15 protein-coding genes and 1 tRNA gene are annotated in these 17,143 nt (G+C 70.1%); 8 read left to right on the plus strand and 8 right to left on the minus strand.

Going from position 1 to position 17,143, the window contains the following annotated elements; translation table 11 throughout:
- Nucleotides 1-71 precede the first annotated feature (71 nt).
- Together E3D03_RS11505 and lysM are read right to left on the minus strand one after the other, a co-directional pair.
- On the minus strand, nt 72-1,958 hold the full coding sequence (locus tag E3D03_RS11505; RefSeq protein WP_263567085.1) for an acyl-CoA synthetase: 1,887 nt from the start codon (nt 1,956-1,958) through the stop codon (nt 72-74).
- 129 nt (nt 1,959-2,087) lie between these two features.
- Nucleotides 2,088-2,597 (minus strand): peptidoglycan-binding protein LysM, encoded by a 510-nt coding sequence (lysM, locus tag E3D03_RS11510; RefSeq protein WP_263567086.1) that lies wholly within the window; start codon nt 2,595-2,597, stop codon nt 2,088-2,090.
- Nucleotides 2,598-2,731: 134 nt separating this feature from the next.
- On the opposite strand from lysM, the gene E3D03_RS11515 reads away from it, so the two are divergent.
- Complete coding sequence (locus tag E3D03_RS11515) at nt 2,732-3,274, plus strand: CAP domain-containing protein (RefSeq protein ID WP_263567087.1); 543 nt, start codon at nt 2,732-2,734, stop codon at nt 3,272-3,274.
- A 24-nt stretch (nt 3,275-3,298) separates the two neighbouring features.
- On the opposite strand, the gene E3D03_RS11520 is transcribed toward E3D03_RS11515, so the two are convergent.
- From E3D03_RS11520 to tsaD, 5 genes are read right to left on the minus strand one after another with little or no spacing between them, the layout of a single operon-like run.
- Entirely contained in the window at nt 3,299-5,116 is a 1,818-nt protein-coding gene (locus E3D03_RS11520) for an ABC transporter transmembrane domain-containing protein (protein WP_263567088.1), read from the minus strand.
- A 57-nt stretch (nt 5,117-5,173) separates the two neighbouring features.
- Nucleotides 5,174-5,599 (minus strand): EVE domain-containing protein, encoded by a 426-nt coding sequence (locus tag E3D03_RS11525; protein WP_017998278.1) that lies wholly within the window; start codon nt 5,597-5,599, stop codon nt 5,174-5,176.
- The gene (locus E3D03_RS11530; RefSeq protein ID WP_411969820.1) at nt 5,599-5,871 is read right to left on the minus strand and encodes a YciI family protein; all 273 of its coding nucleotides are present in this window, start codon (nt 5,869-5,871) and stop codon (nt 5,599-5,601) included. Before E3D03_RS11530 ends, E3D03_RS11525 begins: the two co-directional genes overlap by 1 nt.
- A complete protein-coding gene (locus tag E3D03_RS11535; protein WP_263567090.1) occupies nt 5,871-6,812 on the minus strand; it encodes an NAD(P)H-dependent glycerol-3-phosphate dehydrogenase in 942 nt (313 codons plus the stop codon). The genes E3D03_RS11530 and E3D03_RS11535 overlap by 1 nt, the downstream gene beginning before the upstream one ends.
- The gene (tsaD, locus tag E3D03_RS11540; RefSeq protein WP_263567091.1) at nt 6,809-7,873 is read right to left on the minus strand and encodes a tRNA (adenosine(37)-N6)-threonylcarbamoyltransferase complex transferase subunit TsaD; all 1,065 of its coding nucleotides are present in this window, start codon (nt 7,871-7,873) and stop codon (nt 6,809-6,811) included. Before tsaD ends, E3D03_RS11535 begins: the two co-directional genes overlap by 4 nt.
- Nucleotides 7,874-7,943: 70 nt before the next feature.
- Between tsaD and E3D03_RS11545 the strand changes: the two genes are divergently transcribed.
- The 5 genes from E3D03_RS11545 (at nt 7,944) to E3D03_RS11565 (ending at nt 13,205) form a co-directional block, all read left to right on the plus strand.
- A complete protein-coding gene (locus E3D03_RS11545) occupies nt 7,944-8,630 on the plus strand; it encodes a uroporphyrinogen-III synthase (RefSeq protein ID WP_263567092.1) in 687 nt (228 codons plus the stop codon).
- A 117-nt stretch (nt 8,631-8,747) separates the two neighbouring features.
- Nucleotides 8,748-10,175: a COG4223 family protein gene (locus tag E3D03_RS11550; RefSeq protein ID WP_263567093.1), complete on the plus strand. Its 1,428-nt coding sequence runs from the start codon at nt 8,748-8,750 to the stop codon at nt 10,173-10,175.
- Between the two features lie 12 nt (nt 10,176-10,187).
- Entirely contained in the window at nt 10,188-11,966 is a 1,779-nt protein-coding gene (locus tag E3D03_RS11555) for a heme biosynthesis protein HemY (RefSeq protein ID WP_263567094.1), read from the plus strand.
- Nucleotides 11,967-12,017: 51 nt separating this feature from the next.
- A tRNA-Thr gene (locus tag E3D03_RS11560) sits at nt 12,018-12,093 on the plus strand.
- 179 nt (nt 12,094-12,272) lie between these two features.
- The gene (locus E3D03_RS11565; RefSeq protein WP_082724685.1) at nt 12,273-13,205 is read left to right on the plus strand and encodes a glycosyltransferase; all 933 of its coding nucleotides are present in this window, start codon (nt 12,273-12,275) and stop codon (nt 13,203-13,205) included.
- Here the strand turns inward: E3D03_RS11565 and E3D03_RS11570 are convergent.
- Nucleotides 13,202-14,116, minus strand: coding sequence for a hypothetical protein (locus E3D03_RS11570; protein WP_263567095.1), 915 nt, complete (start codon nt 14,114-14,116; stop codon nt 13,202-13,204). The two genes, E3D03_RS11565 and E3D03_RS11570, sit on opposite strands and share 4 nt — an antisense overlap.
- Nucleotides 14,117-14,367: 251 nt before the next feature.
- Here E3D03_RS11570 and E3D03_RS11575 point away from each other — a divergent pair, with 251 nt between their 5' ends.
- Complete coding sequence (locus E3D03_RS11575) at nt 14,368-15,831, plus strand: hypothetical protein (protein WP_263567096.1); 1,464 nt, start codon at nt 14,368-14,370, stop codon at nt 15,829-15,831.
- Nucleotides 15,832-15,857: 26 nt separating this feature from the next.
- Entirely contained in the window at nt 15,858-17,087 is a 1,230-nt protein-coding gene (locus tag E3D03_RS11580; protein WP_263567097.1) for a hypothetical protein, read from the plus strand.
- The last annotated feature ends 56 nt before the right edge of the window (nt 17,088-17,143 follow it).

Below are 17,143 nucleotides of genomic sequence, written 5' to 3' on the forward strand. Positions count from 1 at the left end.
CAGTGGAATCCCGTTTTGTCAACATGACCTAGCAGCCCTCTGCTGTCGCGCCTAAGGACTAGCTTCATTTCTCAGCCCCACTCCCAGGGCCGGGTGAACCGGCCCAAGCAATCGGCCAGCGCCTGCTCGTCCACGCTGCCCTGCCGGGCCAGCCGTGCCACCAGGCCGCGCTTCTTGTCCTCGACCACCTCGACCACCGTGACCGGCAGCCCGGCTCCGGCCAGGGCCTCGTCATAGACGCGCCTGATCGCCAGCTTGCGCAGGTCGGGCTTGAAGATCTTGCCCACCGCCGTCTTGGGCAGTTCGGGCAGCACCTCGATATATTTCGGCACCGCCGCGCGTTCGGGAATGTGCTCGCGGGCATGCTCCATCAGCGCCTCGACCGAGACCTCGGTGCCCGCGACCAGTTCGACATAGGCGCAGGGCAGCTCGCCCGCGAAACTGTCGGGCTGGCCGATGGCGCCGGCGAAGGCGACGGCCGGATGCGACAGCAGCGCGTCCTCGATCATCGCCGGGTCGATGTTGTGGCCGCCGCGGATGATCAGGTCCTTGGCCCGGCCGGTGATCCACAGATAGCCGTCCGCGTCCAGCCGGCCCAGGTCGCCGGTGCGCAGGAAGCGGTCCTCGGCGAACAGGTCGTGGTTCTTGTCGGCCTCGGTATAGGTCGAGCCCTCGAAGACGCCGGGGTTGGCGACGCAGATCTCGCCGATCTCGTCCACGGCGCATTCCTGGAAGGCGCCGTCCACCCGGCGCAGGATGCGGACATGGGTATAGGGCAGGGGGATGCCGACCGAGCCGACCTTCTTCAGCCCGTCCACCGGGTTGACCGACACCAGGCAGGTCGCCTCGGTCAGGCCGTAGCCCTCGGCGATCTCGACGCCGGTGGCCGAGCGGAAGCGGTTGTAAAGCTCCATCGGCAGCGGTGCCGAGCCCGAGATCGCCGTGCGCAGCGACGAGACATCCGCATCGACCGGCCGCTGCATCAGCGCGGCGATGGCGGTCGGGACGGTGATCAGGAAGGTGGCCTGCCAGCGCTCGATCAGCTTCCAGAAATTGTCGAAGACGCCCTCGCCGCGATAGCCGGCCGGGGTGGGCATGACTAGCTGCGCCCCGGACATCAGGCAGGACATCAGGATCGGATAGGCGGCGAAGACGTGAAACATCGGCAGCGGGCACATCAGCACGTCGCGTTCGGTGAACAGCAATTCGGCGCCCAGCCAGCCGTTGTAGATCATGCCCGACAGCTTGTGCTGCGCGACCTTAGGCGTGCCGGTGGTGCCGCCGGTATGGAAATAGGCGGCGACGCGGTCTTCGGGCGCCGGGTCGAACAGCAGCCGGTCGTGGCGCTGGGCGCTGGCGGCGGCCTCGAAATCCAGCACCCGGGCGTGGTGGCGGGTCGGCACCTTGGGCCGCATCAAGGGCACCAGCAGCCGCTTCACGCCGGTCAGGTAGCCGCGCAGGTCAACCTCCAGCACGGTCTGCAGGCCGGGGGCCAGCGCTACGGCCTGCGCCGCCTTCTGCGCAATGTCGGTCTTGGGAAAGCTCTTCAGCGTCACCAGAACCTTGGCGCCGGTTTCGCGCAGGATGGCCGCGATCTGCTCGGGGTCCAGCAGCGGGTTGATCGGGTTCACGATGCCGGCGGTGGCACCCGCCAGCAGCACGACCGGCGCCTCGAGGCAGTTCGGCAGCAGATAGGCCACCACGTCACGCGGGCCGATGCCCAGGCTGTGGAACAGGTTCGCGGTCTCGGTCACCCGCTCGTGCAGGTCGGACCAGGTCAGGCTGCGCGCCGGCGCCTTGGGGTCCGAGAAAAGCTGGAAGCTGATCGCGGGGCGCTGGGGATGGCGGTCGCGGGTCAGGGTCAGGGCCTGATGAATGGTCGCCGGCAACTGCCGTTGCGCATAGGGCATTTCCGCCTCGACCGCGTTGCGGTCTGCGACGTTCGCGAACCTGACCATTGAATCCTCCCAGAAATTCCCCCGGGGCGCGCCTTGGCCCCGCCTTGGAAAGCATGGTCCGAAAAGCGGCGCCGGGGCAAGTCGGGCCTCGCCCGCGGCGCGTGGAAACGCAGCGTCAGAGACGCCGCGTCAGGCCTGCGGAATGCGCAGCGTCTGGCCGGGATAGATCTTGTCCGGGTCGGTCAGCATCGGCTTGTTGGCCTCGAAAATCTCTTGATAACGGCCTGCTTTGCCAAGGTATTTCTGCGCAATGGCGGAAAGCGTCTCGCCCTTTTGCACGGTGTGGAACACGGGCTTGGCGCCGGCAGGGGCCGGAGTCTCGGTGCTGGCGCCCTCCAGCTCGACATGGGCGATGCCCTTGATGTTGCCGACGGCGAGGATCAGCTTTTCCAGCGTCTCCTGGTCGCGGGCCTGGCCCGAGATCACTACGGTATCGCCGCGCAGCTTCAGGTGGACATCCTTGCCGGTTAGGCCAAGCGCCTTCAACTCGGCCTTGAGCGCGGCGACCTTGCGGTCGGTGTCGCTTTCCGCGGCTTGCGCCGCGGACTGCCCTGCCGGCTGTGCCGGAGCCTCTTTCGCCTCGGCCTCGCTGCCGAACAGCGACTTTCCGGCGTCCTTCACGAAATCCCAAATGGCCATGACCACTCCTTTGGCTCGGATTGCATCATAACGGCAACGATCCGCGCAAGCGGCGGTTCCATACAATTTTCAGCAATCGGAAGTTGTGAAACTGAACCGTCTTTCCTATTTTTCCCATGAAACAAGGGGATTCCATGCTGAACAAATTGACCAATTCGTTGGTTTTCATGGCCTTAATGGGCCTGCTCGCCTCGCCGGCCCTGGCCGAGATCCAGGTGCGGGTCTCGACCAAATCCGTCGCCTTCAACCTGGCGCGGCAGGGCGCGGTTTCCTGCTACCAGACGTCGGTGCGCGAAAACAAGGCAGCCGCCGCCGCGACCAATGCGACGCGGCAGGCGCGCGGGCTGGCGCCGCTGCGCGCCAATGCCGAGCTGGCCGAGGTCGCGGCCCGCCATGCCTGCGACATGGCGCGGCGCGGGGTGATGTCGCATCGCGGCAGCAGCACGAAGGGGCCGATGCAGCGGCTGAAAAACGACGGCTATCGGCCCAGCATCGCGGCCGAGAACATCGCCGCCGGCCCCTTCACGCAAGAGCGGGTGCTGCAGGAATGGAGCCGCTCCAGCGGGCATCTGGCGAATATCCTGATCCCGCAGGTGCGCCATTACGGCATCGGCAAGGCCGTCGGCAGCGATGGCAAGACGGTGTTCTGGGCGGCGGTCTACAGCGCGCCGCGCTGAACCCGGCGCGACCGCCGGGGCCGCTCAGCCCTGCGGCGGCAGCGCGGACGTCTCTTCGGCGCCTTCGGTGAACTGCAGCCGCGCCAGCCGGGCGTAAAGCCCGCCCTGCGCGACCAGCGTGTCGTGCCGGCCCTGCGCCACGATCCGGCCATGGTCGAAGACGACGATGCGGTCGGCCTTCTTCACCGTCGCCAGCCGGTGCGCGATGATGATGGTGGTGCGGGTGCGGGCCAGTTCGTCCACCGCCTGCTGCACCAGCCGTTCGGATTCGGCGTCGAGCGCGCTGGTCGCCTCGTCCAGAAGCAGGATCGGCGCGTCGCGCAGGATGGCGCGGGCGATGGCGATGCGCTGCTTCTGCCCGCCTGACAGCATCACCCCGCGTTCGCCGACATAACTGTCATATCCCTCGGGCAGGAGCGTCAGGAATTCGTCGGCATGGGCGGCGCGGGCGGCGGCCTCGACCTCGGCGTCGCTGGCCTCGGGGCGGCCGAAACGGATGTTCTCGCGCGCGGTGGCGGCAAAGATCACCGGGTCCTGCGGCACCAGCGCGATGGCCTGGCGGAAATCGGCGCGGGCCATGCTGCGCAGGTCGATGCCGTCGATGCTGACCGTGCCGGCATCGGGATCCCAGAAGCGCAGCAGCAGCTGGATCACCGTGGTCTTGCCGGCGCCCGAGGGGCCGACCAGCGCCACCGTCTCGCCCGGCGCGATGTCGAGCGTGATGCCCTCGAGCGCCGAGCGGTCCGGGCGCGAGGGGTAGTGGAAGGTCACTTCGTCGAAGCCGATGGCGCCCTTGACCGGACGGGGCAGCGACACCGGCGCGGCGGGATCGGTCAGGCTGTCCTGCGTCGTCAGCAGCTCGGTCAGCCGCTCGGTCGCACCGGCGGCGCGCTGCAATTCGCCCCAGATTTCCGACAGCGCGCCGACGGCGCCGGCGACCATCACCGCGTAGATGACGAATTGCACCAGCTGGCCCACGGTCATCACGTCCGTCCGCACGTCGCGGGCGCCGATCCACAGGACGCCGAGCACGCCCGAGAAGATCAGGAAGATCACGATCACCGTCATCACCGTGCGGGTCCGCACCCGGTCCAGCGCCGAGACATAGGAGCGTTCGGTCACCTCGTCGAAGCGCGCCCGGGTCGGGCCTTCATGGGTGAAGGCCTGCACCGTCTGGGCCGAGAGCAGGCTTTCCGAGGCCGCGCCCGAGGACAGCGCGATCCAGTCCTGGTTCTCGCGCGAGAGCTTGCGCAGCCGCCGGCCCAGCACGACGATCGGCACCACCACCAGCGGCACCAGCAGCAGGACCAGCCCCGAGAGCTTGGGCGAGGTCCAGACCAGAAGCGCCATGCCACCGATCAGGATCATGAAATTGCGCAGTGCGATCGAGACCGAGGAGCCGATGACCGACTGGATCAGCGTGGTGTCGGTGGTGATGCGGCTGATGATCTCGCCGGTCAGCACGCGCTCGTAGAAGGCCGGGCTCATGGCGATGACGCGGTCGAACACCGCCTTGCGGATGTCGGCCACGACGCGCTCGCCGAGCCGCGTGACGAAGTAATAGCGCAGCCCGGTCCCCAGCGCGAGCAGCCCGACGATGGCCAGCGCCGCACCGAAATACTGGTCGAGCAGATGCGCGCCGGCGTCGAAGCCGTCGACCACGCGGCGCACCGCCAGCGGCAGCACCAGGCTGATCCCGGCCGTCGCCACCAGCGCCAGCACCGCCACCGCGAGCAGTCCGCGATAGGGCCGGATGAAGGGCCAGAGCGCGCCGAGCGCGCCGAGCGCGCCGATGCGTTTCGTGGTCGGACGGTCCACGATGACTTTCGGTCCGCGTGCCATGTCACCCCTCCTGGGCTTTTGCGCCTTGGTGCGTTGCGGGATTGCCGGGCGGGCCGGTCACAGCGGCTGCGGTCCGCCCGCCAGTTCCAGGATCACGTCCCATTCCGCATCCGAGACCGGCTGCACCGACAGCCGCGAATTGTTGACCAGGATCATGTCCTTCAGCCGCGGCTCGGCCTTGGCCTCGTCCAGCGTCACCGGCCGCCGGACGCGGGCCACCGCCTTCACGTCCACGCATTCCCATTTCGGGTCGTCGGCGGTCGAATCGGGATGGGCCAGCGCCACCACCTCGCAGATGCCCACGACCTCCTTGCCGATGTTCGAGTGATAGAAGAAGCCGCGCTCGCCCAGCTTCATGGCGCGCATGTTGTTGCGGGCCTGGTAGTTGCGCACGCCGTCCCATTGCTCGCCCCGCTCGCCCCTGGCGATCAGGTCGTCGAAGCTGAAGACGTCGGGCTCGGACTTGAACAGCCAATGCGCCATCAGCCGATCACCTTGCGCCATTCCACCACCTCGACCGCGCCGAAGACGCCGGCCTCGGCATAGGGGTCGTGCGTGGCCCAGTCGCGCACCTCGTCGAGGCTTTCGCCCTCGACCACGACCAGCGAGCCGCAGGGCTGGCCGTTCTCGATGAAGGGGCCGGCCAGCTCTACGCCGGGGCGCCGGCCCAGCCAGTCCAGGTGCTGCGGGCGCACGGCAAGGCGGGTCTCCAGCATGCCGGGGGCATCGCGGCAGATCAGGGCGAACAGGGGCATCATTCCTCCTTCAGCGGGCGGTTCAGCAAGATATCCAGCGCATGTTCCATGGCGACGCGGCCCTCGGCAAGCCCCGCGACCAGTTGCGAGACCGGCAGCTCGACCCCCAGCTGCGGGGCCAGCGCGGCGACGGCGCGGGCAGTGGCGGCGCCCTCGACCGTGGTGCCGGCGGCGAATTCGCGGCCCGCCCCCAGCGCCAGGCCATAGCGGAAATTGCGCGACTGTTCCGAGGTGCAGGTCAGCACCAGATCGCCCAGGCCCGAAAGGCCGGCCAGCGTCTCCGGCCGGGCGCCGAGCGCCGCGGCAAGGCGGGTCATCTCGGCAAAGCCGCGCGTCACCACGCTGGCGCGGGCGCTGTCGCCATAGCCCGCGCCGATGGCGGCGCCGGCGGCGATGGCGACGACGTTCTTCAGCGCCCCGCCCAGTTCGGCGCCGGTGACGTCGGTGGTCCGGTAGAGCCGCAGCGCGGCGGTGGACAGCTGGCGTTGCAGCGCCTCGGCCGCGTCCGGGTCGGTGCAGGCGAGTGTCAGCGCGGTCGGCAGGCCGCGGGCGATGTCGGCGGCGAAGCTGGGTCCGGTCAGCACCGCGACGGTGGCACGCGGGCAGGCTTGCGCGATCAGGGCCGAGGGGCCGGTCAGTGTGGCCAGGTCGATGCCCTTGGCGCAGCTGACCAGGCGGCGGCCGTCGAAGTGCGGCGCCTCGGCGGCCAGGAAGCCGCCCAGCACCTGCGCCGGCAGGGCCAGCAGCACGGTCTCGGCGGTGCAATCCGCCAGCCGGTCGGTCAGGTGCAGGCTGTCGGGCAGGGCGATGCCGGGCAGGCGCGGATTCTCGCGCGCCCTCCAGGCCACGTCGCGGCCCCAGAGCGTGACCGGCCCTTTCGCGGCCAGCACCACCGCCAGCGCCGTGCCGAAGGCGCCCGCGCCGATCACCGCAACGCTCATGCCTTGGCCCCCCGCTTGCCGGTGCCGAGCATCGGCGCGGCGGCTTGGTCCAGCGGCCAGCGCGGGCGCGCGGCCAGGTCCATGCCGTCGCGCTGGCCGGCGTCATGCGCCTCGATCCCGGCCCAGGCGATCATCGCGGCATTGTCGGTGCAAAGCCGCAGGGGCGGGGCCAGGAAGCGCGCGCCCGCCGCCTCGGCCACGGCTTGCAGCGCCGCCCGCAGGGTCTGGTTCGCGGCCACGCCGCCCGCCACCGCCAGCACTGGCGCGGGCGAGGCCGCCAGCGCCCGGCGGGTCTTTTCGGCCAGCACATCGGCCACGGCCTGCTGGAACCCGGCGCAGATGTCGGCGCGGTCCTGTTCGTGCAACCCGCCCTGGGCTGCAACCAGGGTATCGCGCTGGCGCAGCACGGCGGTCTTCAGCCCCGAGAAGCTGAGGTCGCAGCCGGGTCGGTCCAGCAGCGGCCGCGGAAAGGCAAAGCGGCGCGGGTCGCCCTGGGCGGCGGCGGCCTCGACCGCCGGGCCTCCGGGCTGCGGCAGGCCCAGGAGCTTCGCCACCTTGTCGAAAGCCTCGCCCGGGGCGTCGTCGATGGTGCCGCCAAGCCGGGTGAAATCCTGCGGCCCGTCCACGCGCAGGAACTGGCAATGTCCACCCGACACCAGCAGCATCAGGTAAGGATAGGCGATCCCGTCGGTCAGCCGCGGCGTCAGGGCATGGCCGGCCAGGTGGTTCACCCCGACCAGCGGCAGGCCCGAGCCCGCCGCCAGCCCCTTGGCCAGCATCACCCCCGCAAGCACGCCGCCGATCAGCCCCGGCCCGGCGGTGACGGCGATGCCGTCCAGCTGGTCCAGCCGCAGCCCGGCCTCGGCCAGCGCCTGCTCGACGCAGCTGTCCAGCTTTTCGGCATGGGCGCGGGCGGCGATCTCGGGCACGACGCCGCCGAAATCGGCATGCAGCGCCGTCTGGCCGGCAACCACCGAGGCCAGGATGGTGCGGTCGTCGCGCACCACGGCGGCGGCGGTGTCGTCGCAGCTGCTTTCGATGCCGAGAAAGATCCGTGCCATGCTTGTCCTTGTTCCTGCGCCGCCCCGGGCATAGGCAAGGGGGACGTAACATCTTGCCCGACCGAATGCCATGTCCCTTGCCGTCCCTGCCATACCGCCGCCCACGCTGCTTCTGACCCGGCCCGAGCCGGCGGCGCGGCGTTTTGCCGCAGCCGCCGCGCCGCTGGGCTTGCCGGTGCTGATTTCGCCGGTGCTGCGCATCGTTCCGGTGACGCATGACGCCGGCCGGCTGGCGGCGGCCGAGGGGCTGGTCTTCACCTCGGTCCATGCGGTGCCGGCGGCGGGGGCCGGGCGCGGGCGGCCGGCGATCTGCGTCGGGCCTGCCACCGCCCAGGCGGCACGGGAGGCGGGCTTCGCCGTGACCGAGGGGCCGGGCGATGCCGCGCGCATGCTGCCGCTGCTCCAAGAGCTTGGCCCGGGCTGGCTGCATCCGCATGGCGCCCATGTGGCCAAGGTTTTGCCGGTGCCGGGCGTCGTGGTCTATGACCAGCTGCCGCTGGAGCTGAGCCCGGCGGCGCGGGCTTTGCTGGCGGGACCGGGGCCGGTGATCCTGCCGCTGTTCTCGCCCCGCTCGGCGCGGCTGCTGGCGGGGCAGGCGGGCGGGGCACGGGCGGCGCTGTGGCTGGCGCCGATCAGCGCGGCGGCCGCGGCGGCCTGGAGCGGCCCTGCGGCGCGGGTCGCGGTCGCGCCCGATCCGGATGCCGGGGGCGTGCTTGCGGCCATCGAAACCCTGCTCGGCGCGGAACAAAGCATGTGAGGGCGGGTTGAGGCGCCACGCGCTGCCCACTAGACTTGTGGCGGGAGCCAGTGATGATAGCGGGTCCGGGCAGCGTCGCTTGCCCGTGTTCCGGCGCAGAAGGGAACGGGGAAGATCGTGAAACAGCCAGAAGCCAATTCCAGCGAAAACAAGGCCAGCCCCGACAAGGACTTGAAGAAAAAGGCCGTCTCCGGCCCGGTGATCGACAGCCACCCGGTCAGCGCCGGCGAGGCCACCGCCGCCGCCAAGCCCGAGCCGAAGCCGGCGGTCGAATCGAAGCTGGTCGGCTCGGGCGAGGGGCCGGGGGGTGCGGCGCCGAAGCCCCGCCCGGCCGAGGCCGCGCCTGCCGCTGCCGCCGCTGCGGCGACCAAGCCCGCGCCCGCCAAGCCCGAAATCGCGAAATCCGAGCCGGCCCGCGTCGAGACCCGCGTGGTCGAGGTGCGCAAGGCTGGCTTCATGCCCACGCTTCTGGGCGGGGTGATCGCCGCCGGGCTGGGCGCCGCCGCGACCTGGTGGGCGATCCCGCATCTGCCCGAGGCCTGGCGTCCCCCGGCCGAGCAGGCCCCGAACGAGGCCGCGCTTGCCGCCGCGCGCGACGCCGCGACCGAGGCTGCACGCACCGAGATCCAGGCCCAGGGCGACGCCTTTGCCAAGCGCGCCGGCGAGGCCGGGGCCGATGCCGCCCGCCAGGCCCTGGCCGATGCCGGTCCCGATCCCGAGGCGCTGAAGGCGCAGGCCGAGAAGCTCGCGGCGCTGGAAAAGACCGTCTCGGAGCTGGAGGCGCGTCCCGCCGTGACCCCGGTGGTTTCGGGCGAGGACAGCGCCGGCCTGCAGCAATTGCTTGATGACGTGAACGGCCGGCTGGCCGCGCAGCAGGCCCGCATCGACGAACTGGCCGCGCGCGGCACGGTCGATCCCGCGCTGGCCGAGCGCATGCAGGGCTTTGCCGCCCAGGCCGAGGCGCTGCAAGGCCAGATCGCCAGCGCCGCCGCTGAAGCCGAAAAGCGCATCAGCGCCGCGCAATCCCAGGCCAGCGCCTTGCAGGAAAGCGCCGACGCCGCCAATCGCCGCGCCCAGGCCGCCACCGCTGCCGCCGCCTTGCAGGCTGCCATCGAGACCGGCGGCCCCCGCGACCAGGCCCTGGCCGATCTGCAAGCCGCGGGCATCGAAGCCCCGGCCGTGCTGACCGGCGACGTGCCGACGCTGGAACAGCTGCGCGCCGGTTTCCCGGCCGCCGCGCGCGAGGGCCTGGCCGCCTCGATCAAGCAGGCGCCGCAGGACGGCGGCGCGCTGGGGGCGATCGGCGACTTCCTGCGGGTGCAGACCGGCGCCCGCTCGGTCGAGCCGCGCACGGGCGACGATCCCGACGCCATCCTGTCGCGTGCCGATGCCGCGGTGAAGGCCGGCGACGTCAAGGGCGCGCTGGCCGAGATCGCCGCGCTGCCGCAGGCCGGGCAGGATGCCATGTCAGCCTGGACCGCCAAGGCGCAGGTCTGGATCGAAGCCAATGCTGCGCTGGCCGCCCTGGCCGCCGGCAGCTTGTAAGGAGTCCCTGGCATGCTGCTGTCGGCGCTGAAAATACTGATCTTCTTTGCCATCGTCCTGGCGATCACCCTGGGCGCGATCCAGCTTTCGGAAAGCGGCCAGGGCCTGAGCATGGTCTATGGCGGCACCGAATACACGCTGGGCCCGGTCCAGCTCTTGATCGCGGTGCTGGTCGTGGTCGTGCTGGGCTGGCTCGCGGTCAAGGTCCTGGGCATGTTCCTGGCCTTCGTGCGTTTCCTGCTGGGCGACGAAACGGCGATCAACCGCTATTTCGCCCGCTCGCGCCAACGCAAGGGCTATGAGGCGCTGTCCGAGGGCATGCTGGCCGTCGCCTCGGGCGAGGGGCGGCTGGCGCAGGACAAGGCAGCCAAGGCCGCGAAGCTGCTGGACCAGCCGCATGTCACCGACCTTTTGGCCGCGCAGGCGGCCGAGGTCGCCGGCGACAATGCCAGGGCGGCCGAGATCTATCGCCGGCTGCTGTCGGACCAGCGCACCCGTTTCGTCGGCGTGCGCGGGCTGATGCGGCAGAAGCTGGCCGAGGGCGACACCGCCACCGCGCTGAAGCTGGCCGAGAAGGCCTATGCGCTGAAGCCGAAACATGCCGAGGTGCAGGACACGCTGCTGCAGCTTCAGACCCGCGAGGGCGACTGGAAGGGCGCCCGCGCCGTGCTGAAGGACAAGCGCCAGCAGGGGCAGCTGCCCAAGGACGTGCATCTGCGCCGCGACGCGGTGCTGGCGCTGAAGGAGGCGTCCGAGGTGCTGGCCGAGGGCAGTTCGATCAGCGCGCGCGAGGCGGCGATCTCGGCCAACCGCGCCAGCCCCGACCTGATCCCGGCCGCGGTGCTGGCCGCGCGCAGCTATATCGCGCAGAACGACGCCCGCAACGCCAGCCGCGTCCTGCAAAAGACCTGGAGCGTGCGGCCGCATCCCTCGATCGCCGCCGCCTATGCCGAGATCGTGCCGGACGAAAAGCCCCCGGCCCGGCTGCGCCGCTTCGAGGAGCTGATGCGGCAGAACCCGGATCACGAGGAGACCCGGCTCTTGCGCGCCGAGCTGCTGCTGGCGGCCGAGGACTTTCCCGGCGCCCGCCGGGCGCTGGGCGACCTGGCGACGAAGCACCCGACGGTGCGCTCGCTGTCGATCCTGGCCGCGGTCGAGCGCGGCGAGGGCTCGGACGACGCCGTGGTGCGCGGCATTCTGGCCCGGGCGCTGGTCGCCAGCCGCGGGCCGCAATGGGTCTGCGACAAGTGCCACAATGTCATGGCGGAATGGTCGCCGACCTGCGACAGCTGCGGCGGTTTCGACACGCTGACCTGGCGCGAGCCGGACAGCGCGGTCTGGACGGCGCCTGCCGCCGGCGGGGCCGAGATGCTGCCGCTGCTGGTCGGCGGCAAGGCACCCGAGGCGCCGGTGCCGACGCCTGCCATCGTGCCGACGGCCGCGCCGGCCGCCGCGCCGGGCATGGTCGATGCTGCGCCCGCGTCGGGTCCCGGCCGGACGGTCGCGGCCGACCCGCCGGTCGAGGTCGCTAATGTCCAGCCCGGCATGGTGCCGCGCGAATCGGACTATCGCCGCCCGCCGCTGGTCGCGGCCGGGGCCGAGCCCGCGATGACCGTCACCGATCCCGAACCGGAACCCGAGCCCGTGGCGCCGCCGGCCCCCTTGCACCGCCCCGAGCCCGAGGCGCCGCGCAAGCCGGTGATCGCGAGCCAGGGCGACATCCTGCCCGTCAGGCCGGATGTCGAGCCGCCCGAGGAGAATATCGCGCAGGTGGTCGGGAAAAAACTCTGATCCCCCCTTTTCGCCTGCGGCGGAACCTGCTATCCGGCGCGGCACGAAGATGCCGGTGTAGCTCAGCTGGTAGAGCACGTCATTCGTAATGATGGGGTCGGGGGTTCGAGTCCCTTCACCGGCACCACGATCCAGCGAAAAAGCCCCGCGACCCGAACCGGTCGCGGGGCTTTTGCATGGCAGGTCCGCGACACGTTGCGGAGATGCCGCGCCTAGTCGTTCGGACGAAACTGTATCGTTTAGGTTGTGGCGCGGGGCGAAGCTCTCTGTTAAGGCTTAAGGGGATTTTCAACTGATGAGCGAGTGATGCGGGAACAGGATATCGCGATCCTTGGTGTGTGTCGGTTTTCCATGCTCGGGCGCGGTGACTGGAAAGCCTATCGCAACAAGAGCGACGACGAGCTCGAGGCGATCTATGAGGAAAAGGCCGCCGAGCTGTTCGCCGCCGAGCGGATGGAGGCGCGGCTGGCGACCTTCGAGCATCTCACGCTGGCCTCGATGCGGGCGCAGTCCGATTCGAACTTCCGCTTCCTGGTGCTGTCCTCGGACCGCATGCCCGCGGCTTATCGGACCCGACTCGAGCAGATCTGCGCCGTGGCGCCGCAGGTCGAGTTGCGTTTCGTCGCGCCGATGCATGTCTCGGAGGCGATCACCATGCTGGCGCCGGAACTGGCGCTGAACCTGCCCGACACGGTGCAGTTCCGGCTGGACGACGACGATTGCGTGTCCAAGGACTTCATTCGCCGGTTGCGTCGCCATGCCGCCGGCCTGTGGCGCAACGCGCATTTCGCGGTCAGTTTCTCGTCGCTGTATTATTGCGTCACCGACGGGCCGACCGAGGGCATCTACAACTGGTACAGCCCGTTCTTCAGCGCCGGCGCGGCGGTGCGGCACAGCACGCGCACGGTCTTCGACTATGGCCATTACAAGATCCCGCAACACCTGGTCTCGGTGACGGATCCGCATTTCCCCTGCATCGTCACCCATCGCGGCGACAACGACACGCCCCGGCACGAGGCGCAGACGCTGCGCAAGCGCGGCATGACGCGGGCCTCGGAGAGCGATGTCCGCCGGGTGCGCGAACGGCATTTCGACTATCTGAGCGCCGAGGGCATGGCGCTGTGCACCTTTGACAAATTCGTCGATACGTCGCCGGACTTTGCCGAATTCGTGACGCCCGACGCGCAGGACGCGGACGAGGCCCAGCAGCCTCGCACCAGGACCAGGCGCCGGGCCTAGGCCAGCAGCCCGGCGGCGGCCAGCTGGCGCTGCACGGCCGGGACCGGCACCAGCAGCTTGTTGCCCGAGGCGCTGCCCTCGGCCAACAGGCGGCGCAACTCGTCGGTGCGGCTTTCGCCCAGGAGCGCGCTTGCCAGCATGCTGAAGGCCTGTTTCGTCGGCTTGATCGCCAGGCTGGCGCGCAGGTGGCGGATGGCCCGGTCGCGGTCGGCGCGCATCTGCTTGCGGGCGTTCTCGACATGCCAGACCGAGTGGCGGGGGCTGGGCGGGTCGAAGGCGATGATCTCGTCGCGCTCGACGATGCCCTTGATCAGCGGCTTGAGACAGCGCAGCTCGGCCAGCGTCATCAGCACGGTATGGCCGGCGAAGGGGATGCGCACCAGCCGGGCCTGCGGATAGGCCGGCTGCACCATATGCGTGACCAGGAACTGGTCGGGCGCCCGCTCGGGATCGAAGATCACCACCGGGGCGCGGCTGGCGCGCGGCGCCTCGGAAAGCGGCCGGTGGGTGACGGCCAAGTCGGCATAGCGGCGGATCTTCAAGGGCTTCCAGGCCGGCAGCATTGGCGCCGCGGCCAGGATCCGGGCGTCGATGGCGCCGCCATAGTAGAGCGCGCAATAGCCGCCCAGGCTGGCGCCATAGGTCACGCAATCGCGGCCCGCGACCACCGGCCGCACGGCGTCGCGAAAGGCTTCGAGCGACAGGCCCTGGTATTGCGTGCCGTGCCTTTGCGCGACGAAGACATTGTCCCAGCCATTCTCCAGCGCGAACTGGCTGCCGAAACCCACATCCGACAGGTCCGAGGGCTGGCCGCCGAAGCTGACGATCACCCGATCCGCCGGCCGGTCGCCGGCTTGCAGCAGGGTGATGCGATAATCGGCGTGATCGACCAGAATCTGCTTCTTGCTCATGCGGCCCTCGCAGCGTTCTCGCGTTAAGGTTGTGTCAACGGCAGACTGCTAGGGTATTTATACAAATGCAATCTATAATTGCATTATGACTGCATCGCTCGCGCAATGGGTTGCGCCCCGGCTTCGGCGGCGGCAGGGCCGTTGCTTTGCCCGGCACGGCAACTGCCGCGAAAGGCCCGGATAATGGCCGCGCCTTTCGGAATGAGCAGAGGACCAACATGCCGAACAAAGCCACAGTCAGGGGTGTCCTGATGGATGCCACCCTTGCCCCGATTTCCCAGGGCAAGATCGTCGCCACGCTGAGCGGATCGGATGTGTTCGGAGGCACGCGAATCGTCACCCAGCGGGTCGAGGCGACCACGAATGCGCAGGGCGAATGGTCGCTGGCGCTGCTGGTCAATGCCGAGGGCGACAGCGCCGGCACCAGCTGGACGGTCGAGGGTTACAACCAATATGTCGCCAAGGTGTTCGAGGTGAAGGGCCTGTTCATCGCCTCGGCCCAGGACATCACGCTGGGCGATCTGGAGCGGACCAGCGCGCAGAACATGAAGGCGGCGAAGGAGGGCGGCGCGACCCGGCTGATCGTCGCGCAGGATTTCGCCGGCTATGAGGCGCTGCCCTTTGGCCAGAAGCGTGACAGCGACCTGGTGCTGGTCGATGCTCGCGATACGCCGCTGGCGATCCACAACGGGCTGAACGGCGCGCTGTTCCGCGGCGTGCAGCGGATCTATCTGGCCGACCGCGCGGTGCCGCTGCTGGATGCGCGCGGCGCCACGCTGGTCGAGGGGCAGGGGGCGAGCGTGGCGCCCGTCGTGACGCGCCAGCCGACGATGCTGCCGGCCGACGCGGTGCTGGGCGCCACGGTGACGCTGGACATCGGTGCGGGTTCGGGAGCGCCGGCGCCGGCGGCGGAATGGGACGTGACGCTGAACGGCAGCAGCATCAAGGCGCAGGTCGATGCGCAGATGCGGCTGCAACTGGCCGAGGCCGGCGAATATGCGCTGAGTGTGCGCTGGGTGAACGAGGCGGGTGCGGCCGAGGCCACGACCGCCGCGCTGATCGTGACGCCTCCGGTGCAGGTGGTGCCGGACATGACGCTGGCCGCGGGTTATTTCGACGCGGGTTCGACCGTGACCGGGACCGCGGCGGCGGTGACGGGGCTCGCCAACAAGGGGAACGGCGGCTGGGCGCTGGCCGCCACCGCCTCGGGCGCGGCGGTTGCCATGGCGGCCGAGGGCATCGTCTTTGCCGATGGTCGCAGCCTGCAGGCGACCAATCTGAGCAACACGAACGTCGATGGGGTCTTCATCGTCGTGCGGGCGGTGCTGGACGCCTATGGCTCGGGCGTGGCGCAGATCCTGGCGGCGAACCCCGCGGGCGGCACCATCGCGATCCAGAACAACAACGGCGCCTTGCAGGCGCGCTATCACGACGGGGCGGCGCGCAGCATCGCCCTGGGCACCGTGACCTATGGCCAGGAATTCGTCGTCGGCATCGAGATCGACAATGCCGCGCGGACGGTGCGCGCGTTCACGCTGGCCGGCACGATGCTGTCCGAGACCCCGACCGGCACGCCGGGCGTGAACTATGCCCAGGTGCGCACCGGCCAATATGTGCGCGGCACGGTCAAGCGGATCGCCGTCTGCGCCAAGCCGGTCGGCGGCGCCTTCCCGCTGCGCTTCGAGGAGGTGATCGCACATTTTCGGGCGGCGTAACGGCGCCCGTCAATACCGTCGATCTGATGATGGCGCGTGGCCAGTCGCTGTCGCTGGGCGCGAATTTCGGCGCCGAGCTGGCGCCGAACGGGCAGCGCTGGCGCGACGTCTTCGGCGGCGCGGCCAATCCCGGCGCGCTGATGCTGACCGGGCTCAAGCGCGTGGATGGGGTGGCGGTGGCCAATGTCGCCAACCCCCTGCTGAACGGCTATGATACCTCGGTCCAGGCCAGCGGCGCCGGGCCGATGCTGGTGCAAACCTCGATCCCCGAGGGCGCGGTCCTGGCCTGCGGGCTGTTGCGCGAGGGGCTGGCGCCGCAGGGCATTGCCTTCCAGTTCCACGATGCCGGCGGGCAGTCGATCGAGAACCTGGACGACGACGGCGCGAGCGGCACCTCGGGGCTGCTGGCACCCTGGCAGAACGGCGAATGGTGGCTGACCGAGGCCGCACGGGTCTTTGCCGCCCAAGGCAGCGCCGTGCGGGTGCCGCGCCTGTTCCTGAACCAAGGCGAGGCCGATGTCGCCCGGCCGCGCGGTTGGTGGCTGGCCGCCGCCCGCAGCACGCTGGCCGATTGGCACGACCAGATCCAGCGGCTGACCGGGCAGGCGGCAGCACCGAAGCTGTTCCTGCAACAGACCGGCGGCTATATGCATGGCGCGGACAGCAACCTGCACGATTGCAAGCTGGACCAGCTGGACCTTGTGCGCGAGCAGGGCGGCGTGCTGATCGGGCCGCTCTATCCCTACAAGATCGACAATGCCGACGGCAAAGGCGTGCACAAGCTGTGGTCGGAATATGTCCGCGCCTATGAGGTCGGGGTCTGGGCCGCGGCCGAGGACGCTGCCGGCCGGGCCTGGAACCTGCTGCCCGGCACGCCGGTGCGGGAGGGCGACCGGATCACGATCCCGGTTTCGGTCCGCGGCGACGAGAGCCTGACCACGGTCGGCGGCCTTTACGCCGGCTATGGCGGCGATCCAGCCAACCTGGGGCTGGAGGCAATCGGCGGCGGTGCGATCACGGCGGCCTCGGTGTCGGGCGGCGAGATCATCGTCGATGTGGCGGGCACGGTGACGGGGCTGCGCTATGCCATGCAGCGCAGCGCCACCGATTACCGGACGCTGACCGATGCCTCGGGCTGCGGCTATGGCGCGCATCGCGGGCTGATCCGCAGCACGCTGACCCGCAGCGTGACATGGGGCGGGCAGGTCTTCGTCCTGGAACGCTGGCTGCCCAGCTTCGAGGTGGCGCTGGCCTGACTCGCAGGGGCCGCCCATGGGGGCGGCCCTTTTTTCGTGCCGGAACGGCGGTTTGG

This window comes from Paracoccus sp. DMF (genome assembly GCF_004407025.1).
In the GTDB taxonomy this organism is placed as follows: Bacteria; Pseudomonadota; Alphaproteobacteria; order Rhodobacterales; family Rhodobacteraceae; genus Paracoccus; species Paracoccus aminovorans_B.

What these genes read in the sequence shown, in the direction of transcription:
- E3D03_RS11505 (WP_263567085.1), bottom strand. Translation starts at nt 1,958, where the DNA reads ATGGTCAGGTTCGCGAACGTCGCAGACCGCAACGCGGTCGAGGCGGAA.
- lysM (WP_263567086.1), bottom strand. Translation starts at nt 2,597, where the DNA reads ATGGCCATTTGGGATTTCGTGAAGGACGCCGGAAAGTCGCTGTTCGGC.
- E3D03_RS11515 (WP_263567087.1), top strand. Translation starts at nt 2,732, where the DNA reads ATGCTGAACAAATTGACCAATTCGTTGGTTTTCATGGCCTTAATGGGC.
- E3D03_RS11520 (WP_263567088.1), bottom strand. Translation starts at nt 5,116, where the DNA reads ATGGCACGCGGACCGAAAGTCATCGTGGACCGTCCGACCACGAAACGC.
- E3D03_RS11525 (WP_017998278.1), bottom strand. Translation starts at nt 5,599, where the DNA reads ATGGCGCATTGGCTGTTCAAGTCCGAGCCCGACGTCTTCAGCTTCGAC.
- E3D03_RS11530 (WP_411969820.1), bottom strand. Translation starts at nt 5,871, where the DNA reads ATGCCCCTGTTCGCCCTGATCTGCCGCGATGCCCCCGGCATGCTGGAG.
- E3D03_RS11535 (WP_263567090.1), bottom strand. Translation starts at nt 6,812, where the DNA reads ATGAGCGTTGCGGTGATCGGCGCGGGCGCCTTCGGCACGGCGCTGGCG.
- tsaD (WP_263567091.1), bottom strand. Translation starts at nt 7,873, where the DNA reads ATGGCACGGATCTTTCTCGGCATCGAAAGCAGCTGCGACGACACCGCC.
- E3D03_RS11545 (WP_263567092.1), top strand. Translation starts at nt 7,944, where the DNA reads ATGTCCCTTGCCGTCCCTGCCATACCGCCGCCCACGCTGCTTCTGACC.
- E3D03_RS11555 (WP_263567094.1), top strand. Translation starts at nt 10,188, where the DNA reads ATGCTGCTGTCGGCGCTGAAAATACTGATCTTCTTTGCCATCGTCCTG.
- E3D03_RS11565 (WP_082724685.1), top strand. Translation starts at nt 12,273, where the DNA reads ATGCGGGAACAGGATATCGCGATCCTTGGTGTGTGTCGGTTTTCCATG.
- E3D03_RS11570 (WP_263567095.1), bottom strand. Translation starts at nt 14,116, where the DNA reads ATGAGCAAGAAGCAGATTCTGGTCGATCACGCCGATTATCGCATCACC.
- E3D03_RS11575 (WP_263567096.1), top strand. Translation starts at nt 14,368, where the DNA reads ATGGATGCCACCCTTGCCCCGATTTCCCAGGGCAAGATCGTCGCCACG.
- E3D03_RS11580 (WP_263567097.1), top strand. Translation starts at nt 15,858, where the DNA reads ATGATGGCGCGTGGCCAGTCGCTGTCGCTGGGCGCGAATTTCGGCGCC.